The organism is Rhodococcus sp. SBT000017 (assembly GCF_003688915.1).
GTDB lineage: Bacteria > Actinomycetota > Actinomycetes > Mycobacteriales > Mycobacteriaceae > Rhodococcoides.
On the sequence record NZ_REFU01000001.1, the window covers coordinates 2813309 to 2827936 of the forward strand.

13 protein-coding genes and 2 pseudogenes are annotated in these 14628 nt (G+C 63.8%); 6 read left to right on the plus strand and 9 right to left on the minus strand.

Annotation, left to right across the window (positions count from 1 at the left end; genetic code table 11):
• Positions 1 to 48 precede the first annotated feature (48 nt).
• From AYK61_RS12980 to AYK61_RS12990, 3 genes and pseudogenes are all read right to left on the minus strand, one after another.
• A pseudogene (locus AYK61_RS12980) lies at positions 49 to 1065 on the minus strand (flavin-containing monooxygenase); the annotation flags it as partial.
• A pseudogene (locus AYK61_RS12985) lies at positions 1064 to 1765 on the minus strand (SDR family NAD(P)-dependent oxidoreductase); the annotation flags it as partial. The pseudogenes AYK61_RS12980 and AYK61_RS12985, both read right to left, overlap by 2 nt.
• Entirely contained in the window at positions 1765 to 2769 is a 1005-nt protein-coding gene (locus tag AYK61_RS12990; protein WP_310886823.1) for an alpha/beta hydrolase, read from the minus strand. The gene AYK61_RS12990 and the pseudogene AYK61_RS12985, both read right to left, overlap by 1 nt.
• Positions 2770 to 2880: 111 nt before the next feature.
• Between AYK61_RS12990 and AYK61_RS12995 the strand changes: the two genes are divergently transcribed.
• From AYK61_RS12995 to AYK61_RS13005, 3 genes are all read left to right on the plus strand, one after another.
• Positions 2881 to 3969, plus strand: a complete 1089-nt coding sequence (locus tag AYK61_RS12995) for a ferredoxin--NADP reductase (RefSeq protein WP_259468182.1) — start codon at positions 2881 to 2883, stop codon at positions 3967 to 3969.
• A gap of 93 nt (positions 3970 to 4062) precedes the next feature.
• Positions 4063 to 5505, plus strand: coding sequence for an AarF/ABC1/UbiB kinase family protein (locus AYK61_RS13000; RefSeq protein WP_259468039.1), 1443 nt, complete (start codon positions 4063 to 4065; stop codon positions 5503 to 5505).
• A gap of 192 nt (positions 5506 to 5697) precedes the next feature.
• Positions 5698 to 6816: an endonuclease/exonuclease/phosphatase family protein gene (locus AYK61_RS13005; protein ID WP_121871057.1), complete on the plus strand. Its 1119-nt coding sequence runs from the start codon at positions 5698 to 5700 to the stop codon at positions 6814 to 6816.
• Here AYK61_RS13005 and AYK61_RS13010 read toward each other — a convergent pair.
• The 3 genes from AYK61_RS13010 to AYK61_RS13020 are packed head-to-tail and all read right to left on the minus strand — an operon-like array spanning position 6753 to position 9906.
• The gene (locus AYK61_RS13010) at positions 6753 to 7529 is read right to left on the minus strand and encodes a TetR/AcrR family transcriptional regulator (RefSeq protein WP_128644948.1); all 777 of its coding nucleotides are present in this window, start codon (positions 7527 to 7529) and stop codon (positions 6753 to 6755) included. The genes AYK61_RS13005 and AYK61_RS13010 overlap by 64 nt on opposite strands.
• The gene (locus AYK61_RS13015) at positions 7526 to 8347 is read right to left on the minus strand and encodes an alpha/beta fold hydrolase (protein ID WP_183130259.1); all 822 of its coding nucleotides are present in this window, start codon (positions 8345 to 8347) and stop codon (positions 7526 to 7528) included. The genes AYK61_RS13010 and AYK61_RS13015 overlap by 4 nt, the downstream gene beginning before the upstream one ends.
• A gap of 20 nt (positions 8348 to 8367) precedes the next feature.
• Positions 8368 to 9906 carry an NAD(P)/FAD-dependent oxidoreductase gene (locus AYK61_RS13020; RefSeq protein WP_310886824.1) on the minus strand — a complete coding sequence of 513 codons (1539 nt, stop codon included), beginning with the start codon at positions 9904 to 9906 and terminating at the stop codon, positions 8368 to 8370.
• Between the two features lie 174 nt (positions 9907 to 10080).
• Here AYK61_RS13020 and AYK61_RS27310 point away from each other — a divergent pair, with 174 nt between their 5' ends.
• The 3 genes from AYK61_RS27310 (at position 10081) to AYK61_RS28255 (ending at position 11695) form a co-directional block, all read left to right on the plus strand.
• Positions 10081 to 10242 (plus strand): hypothetical protein, encoded by a 162-nt coding sequence (locus AYK61_RS27310; protein ID WP_183130260.1) that lies wholly within the window; start codon positions 10081 to 10083, stop codon positions 10240 to 10242.
• Positions 10243 to 10313: 71 nt separating this feature from the next.
• Positions 10314 to 10961 carry a TetR/AcrR family transcriptional regulator gene (locus AYK61_RS13025; RefSeq protein ID WP_121871060.1) on the plus strand — a complete coding sequence of 216 codons (648 nt, stop codon included), beginning with the start codon at positions 10314 to 10316 and terminating at the stop codon, positions 10959 to 10961.
• 143 nt (positions 10962 to 11104) lie between these two features.
• The gene (locus AYK61_RS28255) at positions 11105 to 11695 is read left to right on the plus strand and encodes a CsbD family protein (protein WP_121871061.1); all 591 of its coding nucleotides are present in this window, start codon (positions 11105 to 11107) and stop codon (positions 11693 to 11695) included.
• A 56-nt stretch (positions 11696 to 11751) separates the two neighbouring features.
• Here the strand turns inward: AYK61_RS28255 and AYK61_RS13035 are convergent, their stop codons facing one another.
• The 3 genes from AYK61_RS13035 to AYK61_RS13045 form a co-directional block, all read right to left on the minus strand.
• Positions 11752 to 12048 carry a hypothetical protein gene (locus AYK61_RS13035; RefSeq protein WP_121871062.1) on the minus strand — a complete coding sequence of 99 codons (297 nt, stop codon included), beginning with the start codon at positions 12046 to 12048 and terminating at the stop codon, positions 11752 to 11754.
• A 105-nt stretch (positions 12049 to 12153) separates the two neighbouring features.
• Positions 12154 to 13119 (minus strand): alpha/beta hydrolase, encoded by a 966-nt coding sequence (locus AYK61_RS13040; RefSeq protein WP_374700532.1) that lies wholly within the window; start codon positions 13117 to 13119, stop codon positions 12154 to 12156.
• A 177-nt stretch (positions 13120 to 13296) separates the two neighbouring features.
• Entirely contained in the window at positions 13297 to 14574 is a 1278-nt protein-coding gene (locus AYK61_RS13045) for a hypothetical protein (protein WP_121871063.1), read from the minus strand.
• Positions 14575 to 14628: the final 54 nt, after the last annotated feature.

Here is a 14628-nt window from a genome sequence, read left to right on the forward strand (position 1 = left end):
CGGCCGGATTCTTCGGGAGAAAACCCATTCTCTGATTCCTTCGTGTCTTCAGGAGTGTGCGACGGCCGGGGTGGGCTCGAAATCGAGGCCGACGCCGCGCGGGATGGTGGTGTAATCGCCGCGCTCGACGCGTCGGAGTTGGTTGACGTACTGCGTGGCGAACCCGGGGAACATGGTGGCGTTGAAGCCGTCCACGGTGAGGTACCAACTGCTGCAGCCGGAATTCCATGTGGTCTTGCCGAGCTTGCGCTGCAGCTCGGCGTTGTAGGAGTCCTGGACGTCCTGCCGAACGTCGCAGCTGTGCAGATCGCCGTCGAGCACCAGCGAGATCGCCTCGACGATGTAGTCGATCTGAGCCTCCATGTACACCAGTGCCGAGCTGTGGCCGGGACCGGAGTTCGGGCCGAAAGTGAAGTACATGTTGGGGTAACCGGACACGGCAATGCTCTTGTACGCCTTGGCCCCTGCGCTCCATTCGTCGGCCAGCACACGGCCGTCACGGCCGGTGATCGGAATGGGGGTCCCGGTGTTCGAGACGTCGAATCCGGTGGCGAACACGATCGCGTCGAACTGATGCTCGACGCCTTCCACGGTGCGAATTCCCTTGGGTGAGAGCGTCGCGATCGGCCACGTCACCAGCGTGCAGTTCGGCTTCTGCAGCGCCGGGTAGTAGTCGCTCGTCATCAGCAGCCTCTTGCACCCGGCCCGGAAGCGAGGTGTCAGTTGCCGCCGCAGCCAGGGATCGCGCACCTGACGACGCAAGTGCACGCGACCGACGAGTTCGACAATCCGGGTCAACGGGGTTTTCCAGACGACACCGAGTGCGACGGACTCGTGTCCCCAGAACCACAGCGAACGTGCCAGCGTCTGCGTCTGCGGGTATCGCGCGTATCGACGCTTGGTGCCCGGCTGCGTCTTTCGATTCATTCTGGGCAACGTCCAACCCGGGGTGCGTTGGAACACCTTGACCGTATCGGCGATCTTCACAAGTTCGGGAACGATCTGCACTGCGCTGGCTCCGGTTCCGACGACGGCGATCTTCTTGCCGGCGAAGTCGAAGTCGTGCGTCGAGGGTTCTGATCGCGATCTTGTCGGGTGAACGTCCGGTCCAGCGCATCGCGAACTCGGCCAACCGTGACGAACTCGACGTGATTCGGCCGTCGACGGCCACGTTGGTCTTGACGAACGTCGGGCACAGGACCGACACGCGAACACCGGTACCCGACAGCTCCGCGGCCATCGTTTCCGACAGCGACATCACCGCGGCCTTACCCACGTTGTACGGCCCCATCAACGGTGCGGCGGCGAAGCCCGCGGCGGAGGCGACGTTGATGATCCCGCCCTCGCCTGCGGCACGCAGCCCAGGGGTGAACACCTCGCAGCCGTGGATCACGCCCCACAGGTTGATCCCCAGAGCCCAGTTCCAATCCTCGAAACCGACTTCTCCGACGGGCTTTCCGCCGATCCCGACTCCGGCGTTGTTGATCACCACAGTCGTCGGTCCGTCGAATTCGACGGCAGCACTGAGCGCAAGCTCCTCGACGTTCTCACGAATCGACACATCGCACTCGACGGCGTATCCCTCGGCGCCGAGTGCGTGGATCATGGCGACCGTCTCCTGCGCTCTGGGCAGTGAGATGTCGGCGCACATGACGACGCCTCCGCGGCGGGCCAGTTCGAGTGCGAAGGCGCGGCCGATGCCGCTACCTGCGCCCGTCACCACCGCTCTCGACCCGTACGAGGGTTTTCCGGCCTTGGTCCTCATCAGCTCACCTGTTCCTTCGAATCATCCTGTACGACTTGGTTGTCGAGCGTATGGGCGATGAACTCGGCTGCACACTCGAGCGCGAGTTCGGCCTCGGGTATCAACCTCGGGAGAGCTTGGAACACGTGCATCTGATCGGGCCAGATCTCGAGTTCGCTGCTGCCGCCGGCCTTGTCGATCATCGAGTGCAGGTGCCGCGCGTCGGCGCGCAGCATCTCGGCTCCACCCACCTGGATCAACGTGGGTGGCAGGTCTCGCACGAGGGCGAGGTCGAGCCGCAGCCGCGGAAGGTCGGCCGCGTTGCCGTCGGTGTAGAGCTTTACGAGTGCTCGCGCCGATGCCGCCGAGATCATCGGGTCCTTGCGGATTCGCTCGGTCTGCGCCGAGAGCTCGAAGTCGAGATCGATCAACGGTGAGAACAGCACCACTGCACCCGGCTGCGGCGTCCCGGTTCGGTCGTTCTCGATGATCAGGTCTGCGGCGAGGTGGCCGCCTGCCGAGTCTCCCGCGATGACGATGTTCTTTGCGCGGTACCCCTGTTCGAGGAGCCGGCGGTAGGCCGATTCGATGTCGTCGGCCGCTGCGGGAAACGGATGTTCCGGTGCCAGCCGGTAGTCCACCGTGAAGACCGGCAACCCGGTGGACCTCGACAACCTCGCGGTCAGCCCACGATGCGTGCGGGCCGAGCAGATGACGTACGCGCTGCCGTGGAGGTAGAGAATCACGCGCTCCCCCGGTGTCACACCGGCTGCGCGGACCCATTCGCCGCGGACGGAACCGTCTGCAACGAGGTCAACAGACGTTCCTCTCGGAACGGGACCGAACAGGTTCATCGATGCGGCGACGATGCGTCGGGAGACCCTGATACCTCTGCGGTTCGCCGGAAGGGCGCTGGTCAGAGGCCGCAGGGACCATCGAGTGGCGAAGGCTGCCACTCGGGCTCGCGGTGACCCGACGGCTGCGATACCGGTGGGCACGAAGGCAACATCTGTGGTTGAACTCACGACGTCACCTTCACTCTCTATTCGCCATTTGTCAATGGCCTATTAATTAGTGGCGAAGTGTGCAACAGTGACGACCGACACACTTCGAGCCCTGAGGAGCAGCTGGTGACGATGTTCGGAAGCCGACCACCGGCAAACCTCGCAGCACGCGAGGACGACACCGCGACCAGGATCGTCGCACTCGAGATCGACCAGGTCGCGCACGAGACCGAGGACGCGATCTCGCTGACTTTCACCGTCCCCGAACACCTGGCCACGCAGTTCTCGTACGAAGCGGGGCAGTTCCTCACCCTCGAAATCCCTTGCTCGGACGAGGGATCCCTGGCGCGCTGCTACTCGTTCTCGAGCTCCCCGGTCCGCGATACCCAGCCGACCGTCACCGTCAAGCGGATCCCGAACGGACTCGCGTCACAGTGGCTGCACGAGAACGCAATTCGAGGGATGCGACTGAATGCGCTGGCACCGTCGGGCATGTTCGGTCCACAGAGCTGGGACTCCGACTTCGTTCTGATGGCCGCGGGCAGCGGAATCACCCCGATGCTGTCGATCATCAAGACCGCCTTGTTCCGACACGGCAACCGGATGACCCTCGTCTACGCGAACCAGAACCGCGAGTCGGTGATCTTCGCGGAACAGTTGGCAGAGTTGCAGTCTCGGTTCCCCGATCGACTCGACGTCCACCACTGGTTCACCTCGGAATCGGGACTCCCCACTGCAGCAGGACTGGCCTCGATGGGGGCCCAGGTGACCGACAACTGCGAGGCCTTCCTCTGTGGTCCGCCGCCGTACATGAACGTCGCGGAAGAATGGCTCGCGGGCACCGGCGTGACGGTTCGCCGTACCCACCGCGAGCTGTTCGCTTCCTTCGAGTCGAACCCATTTCAGCCCAGCGAATCCCCGGCCACGTCCGGATCGACTGCGGACTTCGTTACCGCCGAGGTCGAGATCGATGGGACGGCAACCGAATTCGAGTGGAATACAGACACCAAGCTACTCGACCGCCTGCTCGAGCTCGGACTCGATCCGCCGTACGTCTGCCGTGAAGGCACCTGCGGCGGCTGCGCTTACACCTTGACGGCGGGGTCGGTGACGATGCTCGCGAACGAGACACTGGACGAGTACGAACTCGGGCACGGGGTCCGGTTGGCGTGCCAGTCGATACCCGCCGCCGAGCCGATTCGTGCGGTGTTCGACCGCTGATGTCCACGGGGATCGGCCGTACGGCCTCGAGCTGACGTCGTCGACAGGTCATGATGACACTCGAACGGCAGGAGGACGGCAGGTGGTTGACCAGTGACGTCACCAATCCCAGCGCCGGACGATAGCGACCACGACACACCGTTCGTTGGTCCGTACTCCGAAGGTCCTCCGCCCGAGGCACTCGAAGTCCACTGTTCCGACCTCACCCGGTTCGGTCTCGAAGAGTTGGCGCGCGCGGTCCTGATCACGGTGGTCCTCGCGGCAGCCACGGGGATAGCCGTCCTTCGCTGGCCGGTGTCCTGGGTGCGAAAGCGTCGACGCTTCTCGGTCGCCCTGGCCGAGGGACTCGTCAAGGGATTCGAGGCGTTGGGGCCCACTTTCGTCAAACTGGGTCAGCTGATGGCGTCGTCGCCCGGGGTCTTCCCTCCGGTGCTTGCCGACGCCTGTCTGCGGTTGCTCGACGGGGTTCCTCCCGTTCCGGCGCACAAAGCTCGTCGGGTGGTCGAGCGCGACTTGGGCGGCAGGATCGAGGCCCTGTTCGACTCGTTCGACGACGTGCCGCTCTCGGCGGCGTCGGTGGCTCAGGTCCACGCCTGTGTGATGCGCGACGGCCGCGACGCTGTCGTGAAGGTACAGCGTCCGGAGATCAGGCGTCGCATGCGCGTCGATCTTCGGGTGGCGTTCGCAGGCGCATCGCTGTTGGAGCGGTTCTTCGAGTTCTTTCGTATCGCCAACGCGACGGTGATCGTCCGCGAGCTCAACGATCTGACGGCTCACGAATTGAACGGTGCCGCCGAGGCACTGCGGCAGCAGAACTTCCGCAACAACGTGCATGTCTTCGGCGACAATGCGGGCGTCATGGTTCCGGAGATCTACTGGAGCCATTGCGGTCCGCGCGTGATCTGCATGGAGCGAGTTCGCGGCACTCCGGTCGGCCGAATAACGACGAGTGAACTTGCCGGGATCGACTCCGAGCTGCAGCTTCGTCGTGGTGTGAAAGTCTGGTTGGAAGCCGTTGTGCTGCATGGCCCGTTCCACGGCGATGTGCACGCGGGCAATCTGTGGGCGCTGGACGACGGTCGCGTGGGATTCCTCGACTTCGGGATCGTCGGCGAATTGCCCGAGGAGTGGCGCATCGTACTGCGTGAGATGTTTCGTGCGTCGCTGTTCGACGGCAACTACACCGAAGCTGCGAGGCGCATCCGCATGCTCGGGGTCACCGAGGGAACTACATTGGGCGACAAATTGATCGGGCTTCAACTGAGGAAGCTCTTCGAGCCGATTCTGGGCCGTGGAGCCGCCCGACTCGATCTGAGCAAGCTGGTCGCATCTCTCGTCGAGACCGGCAGACGCTGGGGCGTCGCGACTCCGGAGGAACTGGTGCTGTTCGGCAAGCAGCTCGGTTACTTCGAGCGCTACTCGGCCGCACTCGCACCGGAGTGGGTGTTGGGTCGAGACCTGTTCCTGTTCAAAAACATTCTCCCGGAAGAAGTGGCCGCAGCGGTGGCCGCGAGAAACATCGTGCTACCGGACTAGGTTCGTTCCACGGGTAGGTCGGCCGGGCGGGCCGAGTACGAGAAACTCTAAGTTTTGCGAAATATTCGGCGTCGTTCTGACCCCGAACGCGTGACCGCTCGTTGAACAATCGGCCACGGCGTTCCACCGATCCTTGTCGACGTCGACAATCGATTCGACCGTCGATGTTCGACAATGCTCCTGGGGGTTTACATGGATCCGATTTCACGACGCAGCGCTTTGAAAGGCCTCGGCCTGGCGGCGGGCTTGGTCACGCTCGGTTCGTCCGGTGCGGGTCTCGCGTTCGCGCAACCTTCACCGACGGAGTTGCGAGTGCTGGCAATCAACACCTGGCTCAACGGGACCAGGATCGACAACGGTCTCGAACTGGTTGCCGGCATCATCCAATCGACCGGCGCATCGGTGGTACTGCTCTCCGAAGCTCGCACCGCCGCAGCGGATCTGGTAGTCATCCTGGAAAGGCTGGGGTTGAAGTTCTATTCGGCACCCAGCGAAGACACCGCCGTGCTGTCCCTGTATCCGATCCAGGAAACCGGCTTGTTCGAGTACATGACCAAGGCAGTGATCGCGCCGGGCGGTGTGCCCATCGCCGTGTACGCCGCCCACCTCCAGTACCAGTGGTACGCAACCTACCTGCCGCGCGGCTACGGGGCCGGAGTGCCCGAACCCGGCCGGTTCGCCGAGTACGGCTGGGACAAGATACCGACCGGCCCGGTCACCGACGTAGCGGCGGTCACCCAGATCAACGACGAGTCCGGACGTCCGACCGAGATCGCCGAGTTCATCGCCGACGCCGCGCTGGAACAGGCCAAAGGTCGGGCCGTCATCCTCGGTGGCGATTTGAACGAACCGTCGACACTCGACTGGACCCCGGCAACCAAGGATCTGTTCGACCACAACGGAGTGGTGCTGCCGTGGGGTTCCACCCAGCGGCTGAGGGATGCAGGCTTCGTCGACGCCTACCGACACCTGTACCCCGATCCGGTCACTCATCCCGGATTCACCTGGCCTACAGACAATCCCGATGCCTCGGTGTCGTCACTCACGTGGACACCGGAAGCGGACGAGCGGGACCGAATCGACTACATCTTCGCCGGCCCGTCACCGCAGCTGACGCTGACATCGGCCGGCATCGTGGGCCCACGCGGATCGATCGTCCGCAATCAGCGGGTCGAAGAATCGACGGCCGACAACTTCGTCTCCTCACCGCTGCCGTGGCCGACCGATCACAAGGCAGTCATCGCGAGCTATCGACTGGGTTCGGGCCCGATCGGCTTGCCTCCGACTTTCGGGTCGTCCGGCGGTCGGTGACCGGAAGTCGCGAGCGAGATCGCAAGCGACCGATCCTCTTTCGCCTCGACCAACGGGTGAGGTTCCGCCGCGAATCGTCCGGCCGAGCCCTGGGCGCGTGCGATACCCGCGATACCGCCCCACACCATCATGGTCAGGTAGTCGACGAGTTCGTCGGCCGACATGGTCCGGTCGTAGATCCACCAATGTGATGCCAATCGAACCGCGCCGATCATGGCGAAGGCGATCGGCATTGCTCCTGCCGTCGAGAATTCCCGAGTTCGCAGTCTGTCGGCGGTCACCGCACTGAGCACGTCCGCGATCAGTTGCTCCGACGCGGTGATGATCTCGCGATTGTTCGCGGCGGAGTTGTTGGCATGGACGTAGATGTAGATCTCGGGATCGGTGGCTACCGTCGTGACGTATGCCGCGATCACTGCACGGGTGAGTTGATACTCGTCGAGATCCTCGGAGAGTGCTTCGTGAATCCGCGGCACCAGCACCGTCTCGATGTACCGTTCCATCGCGGCGTCGGTCAAGCCCTTCTTGTCGGTGAAGTGCTTGTAGAGAACAGTTTTCGAGACGCCGTTCTCCATTGCGATCTCGTCGAGCCCGACGGCGTGCCCATGCCTGCGGATCGCTGCCAAAGTGCCGTCGAGCAGCTCACGACGCCGCGTGATCCGGTGATCACGCCACCGGTGACTGCGCCCGTCCACCTTCGTCGCTGCGGTCACGCCTGCTGCGCGACTGCCCGCGAACCGTTCAACAGAATGGAGGCAACCAGTTCCGGGTCGTCCGTCATCGGCACGTGCCCCAGCCCCGCATAGGTCGTGACGTCCGCCTGCGGAAAGGTCTGCTGTACCAGCGGTGCCTGATACACCGGCAGCACCCAGTCTCGACGGCCCCATGCGACGGTGACGGGGACACTCTCGTCGACCGGAACGCTGAAGCGCGGCACTGCATTACCGGCCGCGTCGATCGCCCTGTTGGTGGTGATGCTCGACGCGTCGATCGTGGCCGTGGCCGCCGGAACTCGCCACGGCTTGGCATAGAAGACCGAGTTCGCGATCGTACGACCGACGACGCTCTTCATGACGGCAGGCGCGATCGGACCGATTAGTCGGGACAACGCCCTCAGCAAGCGAAAGACGAGCAGTGCCCGCGTCTGATCCCAGTGTCCGCGAAAGAAACCGGCAGGCGACAGTGCGGTGGCAGAGGCCACCGACCCTCGGGCCGCGAGTTCGAGGGCGAAATAGCCGCCGAGAGAATTGCCGGCCACGTGTGGCTTTTCTCCGTCCACCGAGACCTGCTCGAGGAATCGCTCGAGTTCGACGACGATCCATGGACCGAGATCGAAGTCCTCGGTGGGCAGTTCGGGCGAATCACCGTGTCCGGGCAGGTCGACGGTCACCACTCGCCGATGGCGCACCAGTGCGTCGACGACGCTGTCCCACGCATGCTGCCGGTGCACGATGCCGTGGATGAGTACCAACGTCGGCCCCTCCCCTCGGATCGTGTGCGCGAGAGCCCGGCCATCGATATCGAAAGTCACTGCAGTCCACTCTCTGTCGTCTACGCCGTGAAAACGTCTACTGCCTCGGGACCGGCCACCTGGCTCGGCACGGTCCGTCCGAACGTCATGGATTCGGTGAGGTCGTCGAATCGAGCGTCGATTCGATCGAGAATATAGTTCTGGCGTACGGACCACGGGCGTTCGGTTCCCGATTTCGGCAACTGGTCGAGCGACCTGGTGACATATCCGGACGCGAGATCCACGACCGGTCGGGCGGTCAGCTTCTTGTCCTGCCGGTTCGGAATCGCGCGGGTATGACCGCGAGATCTCATGTGAATCAACAGTTTCGCCACGGCTTGCGCGGTCATGTCGGCCTTGAGCGTCCACGATGCGTTCGTGTACCCGATGGACCAGGCCACGTTGGGTACGTCCTCGAGCATGTGGCCCTTGTAGACGAACTTGTCGTGCACTTCGACGCGCGCGCCGTCCAACGACAACTCGATACCGCCGATCGCCTGCAGCTTCAATCCCGTTGCGGTGACGATGATGTCGGCCGGGATCTCGTCACCCGATTCCAACCGAATCCCATCGGCGGTGATCTCGGCGATCTTGTCGGTCACCACGGTCGCGCGACCGGAGCGAATGGCCTTGAAGAGATCGCCGTCGGGCACGACGCACAGTCGCTGGTCCCAGGGGTCGTAGGTCGGGTTGAAGTGCGTGTCGACGTCGTACCCGCGTGGCAGCTGAGCCTTCGTCATCGCGCGAAAGACCTTGCGGGCCGTCTTCGGTGCGCGGCGGCAGAGCTGGTAGGAACCGACCATCAGCAGGGCGTTGCGCCAGCGAAGTGCGCTGTGGGCGAGCGTGTCCGGCAGTAGTCGCTTGGTGATCGTGGTGAACGGATCGGTCATCGGTAATGACGCGATGTAGGTCGGTGAACGCTGCAGCATCGTCACCGATGCCGCATCGGCAGCCAACGATGGCACCAACGTGATTGCGGTTGCACCACTTCCGATCACGACGACCTTCTTGCCGGAGTGGTCGAGGCCCTCCGGCCACTGCTGCGGATGCACGACCTGTCCGGCGAAGTCGTCCAGTCCGGGTATGTCGGGAGAGTATCCGCCCGCATAGTCGAAGTAGCCGGTGCACAGGAACACGAATCTGCTGCGGTAGCGCTTCGGCACGCCGTTGGACACGGTGTCGACGGTCCACAGATCCGTCGACGAGTCCCAGTTCGCCGCGGTGACCATGGTCGAGAAATGCGTGTGCTCGTCGATGCCGTTGGATTCGACGGTGTCGACGATGTAGTTGCGGATGTCTTCGCCGTGAGCGAGCAGGGTGTCGCCCTGCCACGGAGTGTGCGGAAACGCGAAGGTGAAGATGTCACTGTCGGAACGAATACCCGGGTAGCGGAACAGGTCCCACGTGCCACCTGCTCGCTCGCGCCCTTCGAGAACGGCGTAGGTCATTTCGGGCGCCATCTGCTGCAGGCGATATGCCGCGCCGACCCCCGAGATACCGGCTCCGATGATGAGCACGTCCTTGAAGTCGTCTTCGATCGAACTGCCGATCTCGGGCCACTGGCCTGGACTCTTCTTCACGTCGCACCTCGCTGTCTTGCCGAACTCCATCGAGGTTCGCGCCGGAAGCAGCGGCACCGCGACTTACATCACATAATGTGCCATTGACGAATGGCGATGTCAATGCCAGTCTTTTGGTACACCGAAGACAGGAACTCTCATGAACCGCACACGTCCCATTGGAAGCAGCGACCGATGACTCCTGTGGTGGTCGGGGCCGCAGGAGTCATCGCCCTCGTCCTGTTCACTTCACGCGGCGCAGGCATGGACTTCGACCGACGCTCTCTGGCCGGCGCGTACAAGCCGGTGCGCTCGACGTTGTCGAAGCGACTGCGGACGCGTCGACGCACGTGGTGAGCTCGGGAGCGGTCCGTTCCGTTCTGTGACATCACCCGACGTGGGCGAGTTCGATCAGTACGCTCGGACCCATGCCCGATCGGAAGTACGCAGGCAGATCCCCACAGGAGCGTTCCTCCGAACGTATTACCCGTCTGATGGATACCGGGATCGGTCTGTTCGGCACGCACGGATACGCCGCGACGACGATCGGCATGTTGTGCTCGGAATCGAACGTGTCGACCCGTCACTTCTATCGCGAGATCGGAAGCCGGACGGAGCTGCTCAAGAAGATCGTCACCACCTTGAATCAGGACGGCGAGCGCGCTGCGCGAGACGCACTGTCCGGCGACGGTCAGCAATCGGCGGTGGCGTCGATCGACGCCGCGATCCGGGCGTACCTCGGCGTCACGTGTCGCACCCGGATGTCGGCTCGGGTCTGCTACGTCGAGGTGGTCGGAGTCAGTACCGATATCGAGCTGTGGCGCATGAATCAGCGAGACGTCATCGTCGAGATGTTCGGTTCCCTGACAACTGCCGCCGCAGCACGAGGAGAACTGCCCGACAGAAACTATCGTCTGGTCATTCTCGCGATCATCGGCGCCGCCAATATCTTCGCCCAGGAGTGGGCTCTGAGCTGCAGCTCGAGTGCCGAACCGACCGATGACACCTTCACCCCGTACATCGACACCCTCGTCGAACTGGTCACCGCCGCGCTGCGGACGCCCCGACCCGTATAGCCCGACCATCGATAGTGACCCATCACACTCCTGCTCGACGTATGTTTCGGAGCAGCTGGATCGACTCATACTTATCGGCGTCGTCCGCGACGCCCCCAGCTCCGGATGTCCGGAGACGACCTACACGAAAGAGGTACGCACCGATGGCCGACTTCATCGACAAGGCTCAGCACAAGGCAGAGGAACTTGCCGGGACTGCGAAGGAGAAGGCAGGCGAGGCGACCGGTGACGACAGCCTTCGCGCCGAAGGTGCCAAGGATCAGGCCAAGGCCAACACTCACCAGGCCGCCGACAAGGTCTCCGACGCCGCCGAAAGTGTTGCCGACTCCGCAGCCGGTGCAGCCAAGGAGGCCAAGCATGCCGCCTCCGACGTCGCCGACAAGGCGGCCGACGTTGCCGAGGACGTCAAGGACACCGTCAAGAACAAGGTCGGCAACGTCGATGCCGACGACGTGAAGGAGAAGGCCTCCCAGGTCGCCGACAAGGCAGCCGACAAGGCCTCCGCCGTCGCCGACGACGTGAAGAACAAGGTTCGCAACATCGACAGCGAGGATGTGGCCGAGGCCGCGAAGGTCGGTACTCCCGTCATCGCCGCCATCGCAGCCGTTGCCGGTGCTGTCGCGTTCGTGCTGATCCGTCGACGCAACCGTCGCAACAGCGCTGCGCACCTGTTCGTGCCGTCGAAGCGCACCACCCGCAAGCTCGCCAAGAAGGCTCGCAAGCACAGCTTCTGACGGTAATTGCACGAGAGAAGCCCCGCCTCCCGTTCGAGGCGGGGCTTCTCTCGTCTCTACAGCGGCTTGAGTGCCCGGCTGGGCACCCAGTGCGTGACGGTTTCGCTTCGGTCTCGTGACATCAACTCGTACGTGACGCGACCGAGCCAATCCCCGTCGACGGTGATGGACCATTCGACCAGATCTCCCGGTACGACGCGTCGCACATCGAATCCCTCGGGGTTGAACTTCGACGAGTGGTGCGGCGGAAGCGGGTAGAGGATGTTGAGGTCGATCCAGACCTTCAGCGGTGGTCGGAGCAGCTTGAACGGCCGCACGGCAGACGCCGGTCGAGGTTGCGCGCGCCGTGCCATCGTTCGATCATACGTTCGATTTCTACACCGATCCACCGCCCCGGAGAACGAAGAACGGCCACCCGCACGCGAGGTGCGAGTGGCCGTTGTTCGGTGTTACGAGGATCAGATGCCGAGCGATCCCGCCAGGAACGGCCAGGAGTTGTGCAGGTCGTCCTGCCAGTAGCCCCACGAGTGGTTTCCGATCGGGCGGAAGTCCACGGTGGCCGGGATTCCGAGCTGGTCGAGCCGCTTGGCCAGGTTCGAGGTGCAGAAGTTGGTGGCAACTTCGATGCCGCCGCCGACGATGACCTGGTTGGCGAGCGTCGCCGGGTCGTTCTTCAGACGCGGGTTGGCGTAGGTGTCGTTCGGTGCACCGGGCAGGCCGCTGCCGGTGCTCATGTAGATCTGCGTTCCGCGGAGCTTCTCGGCGTTGAGCAGCGGATCGTTCTCGCGCCACACGGGGCCGTCGAGCGGTCCCCACATGTTCTCGACGTTGCCGCCGCCGTAGGTCTCGACGACGAGCTTGACGAACTGCTGACCGATGGGGTCGGAGGTCTGAGCGCAGCCGCTGTACGCAGCGACGCCGGTGAACTTGCCCGGGTACTTGATCGCGATGTTGAGAACCGAGGTGCCCGTCATGGACAGTGCTGCGAGCGACTGGCGGCCGTTGGTGTCGAACTGGGCGTCGATCAGCGGGGGCAGTTCTTCACCGAGGAAGGTGCTCCACTTGTTGCTGCCGAGCTTCGGATCGTCCTGGATCCAGTCGGTGTAGTACGACCACTTGCCCTTCTGCGGAGTCACGATGTACGCGTTCTTGTCCGAGAGGAAGGCCTCGGCGTCGGTCTGCGACTGCCACGATGCGGCATCCTCGCCGCCGCCTGCGCCGTTGAGCAGGTAGAGCACCGGGCGGGACACGCTGTCGTCGGCCGGCTTCTGCACCGTCACCGGAATGGTGCGGTTCATCGACGCCGAGAACACCTGGAGCTGAACCTGGCGGTTGTCGAGAGTGTTCACCGATTCGATCCGCGATCCGTTGCTCGACTGCGTCGTGGCCGCAGGCAGTTCGTCTGCGGACGCGACGGGCGTCATCAGCGCGGTCGGAAGAATCGCCACTGCGAGGGCGACGGCCGTAGCCGAACCGATTCGCCGGAAGCCGTGTCGTCGAGATCGTGGCACGCTGTTTCACCTTTTCGTCGAGTTACACCGGTCGAGTCTCTACATCGGCCGAAGATGAGGTGACGTTACCTCGAGCAACCGACCGGTAAGTTATGGACCGGACGAATCCGAGACTCGATCGTGATGCTCGCGGTCGTCGTGTCGAATGACGACAAGGCAACCCACGATGACGATCATCGCGACCACCACGCCGACGGGTAGCGGCGAATACAGCCAGACGATGGGCCGCACATAGTCCTCGGGCGTGCCGTCCGTCCATCCGAATTCCCGCGGCGGCACCGGAGCCGACACCCAGAACAGCGTCAGCGCGAACGGAATCAGCGGACCGATGCTCGACGCCACCGTGCGGGTGGGTTGCATCGACCCGACGGCCAGGCCGAGGGCGACGGGATATAGAGTGCAATAGGCAACGGTTCCAACGACATTGACCGCACTGTCGTCGATCGCAAGCAGACCGGTGGCCGTGACCACGGCCAGCAGCACGAGCGCGGGGGTCGACAGGTCTCGGCGCAGGCCAATCCCTACCGCCGCAACGAACAGCGACGCAGAGATCGGCAGCACCCACCACGACGCGTCCGACCATCCCAGCGAATTGACCCCGGACGCCGCGATCGCCAACCCCAGCATCATGTATCGGCCGTCGCGGCCACCGAGGTCGAACGCGACGGCGTAGGTAAGGAGGACCACGATCGCGACGGCGAACATCCACATGGTCACCGTCGACGTCGTGTTGCCGAGGTAGGTATAGGCCGTCAGACAGACGAATCCCAGCACGAGAGCGGCCACCGCGTCGGAGGATTCGAATCGTCCCACGGGTGCGCGCCGGACGGCCACGAGCAGGACACCAGTGGTTGCGAGCAGGAGGAGCAGCGGGACGGTCGATTCGACGTGCTGCGGTGCCAACCCATCCATCCATCGTCCCTCACGCGGTCCGCGTAGCGCAGAGATCGCGTGGTAGAACAACATCGAGCCCAGCAGCCCGACCGCGATGCCTGCAGACGGAAGTCTGCGTCCACTGGCGACGAATCCGCAGACGCCGACCAGAACGCCGGCACCGAGGGCGTTGGTCGTCACCGCTTGGTTGGACGCGATCGGTGCGAACGACGGCAGCGCAATCACTACCGCCCCGAGCGCGGCAGCCACTGCAGCCGACACCCGGGGGCGTCGGCGATGAACTACCGCGAGCACGACCACAGCGGCCATCACCGCGAGGGTGCCCGCCCACTGCGCGGTGACGAATGCCCCGTACCACTTGCCCGAGGACTCGATGTGGAACAAGTCCTGGCCGAGCGATTCGCGAATCGAGTATCCGGCAACGAATCCACCGCATACCGTTGCCACAACTGGCCCGTACCGATCCGCGATCATGTCTTCAACGTAGAGGTATTCCCTCGGAACGGGTGTCTGTGGTCTATTGGGTGC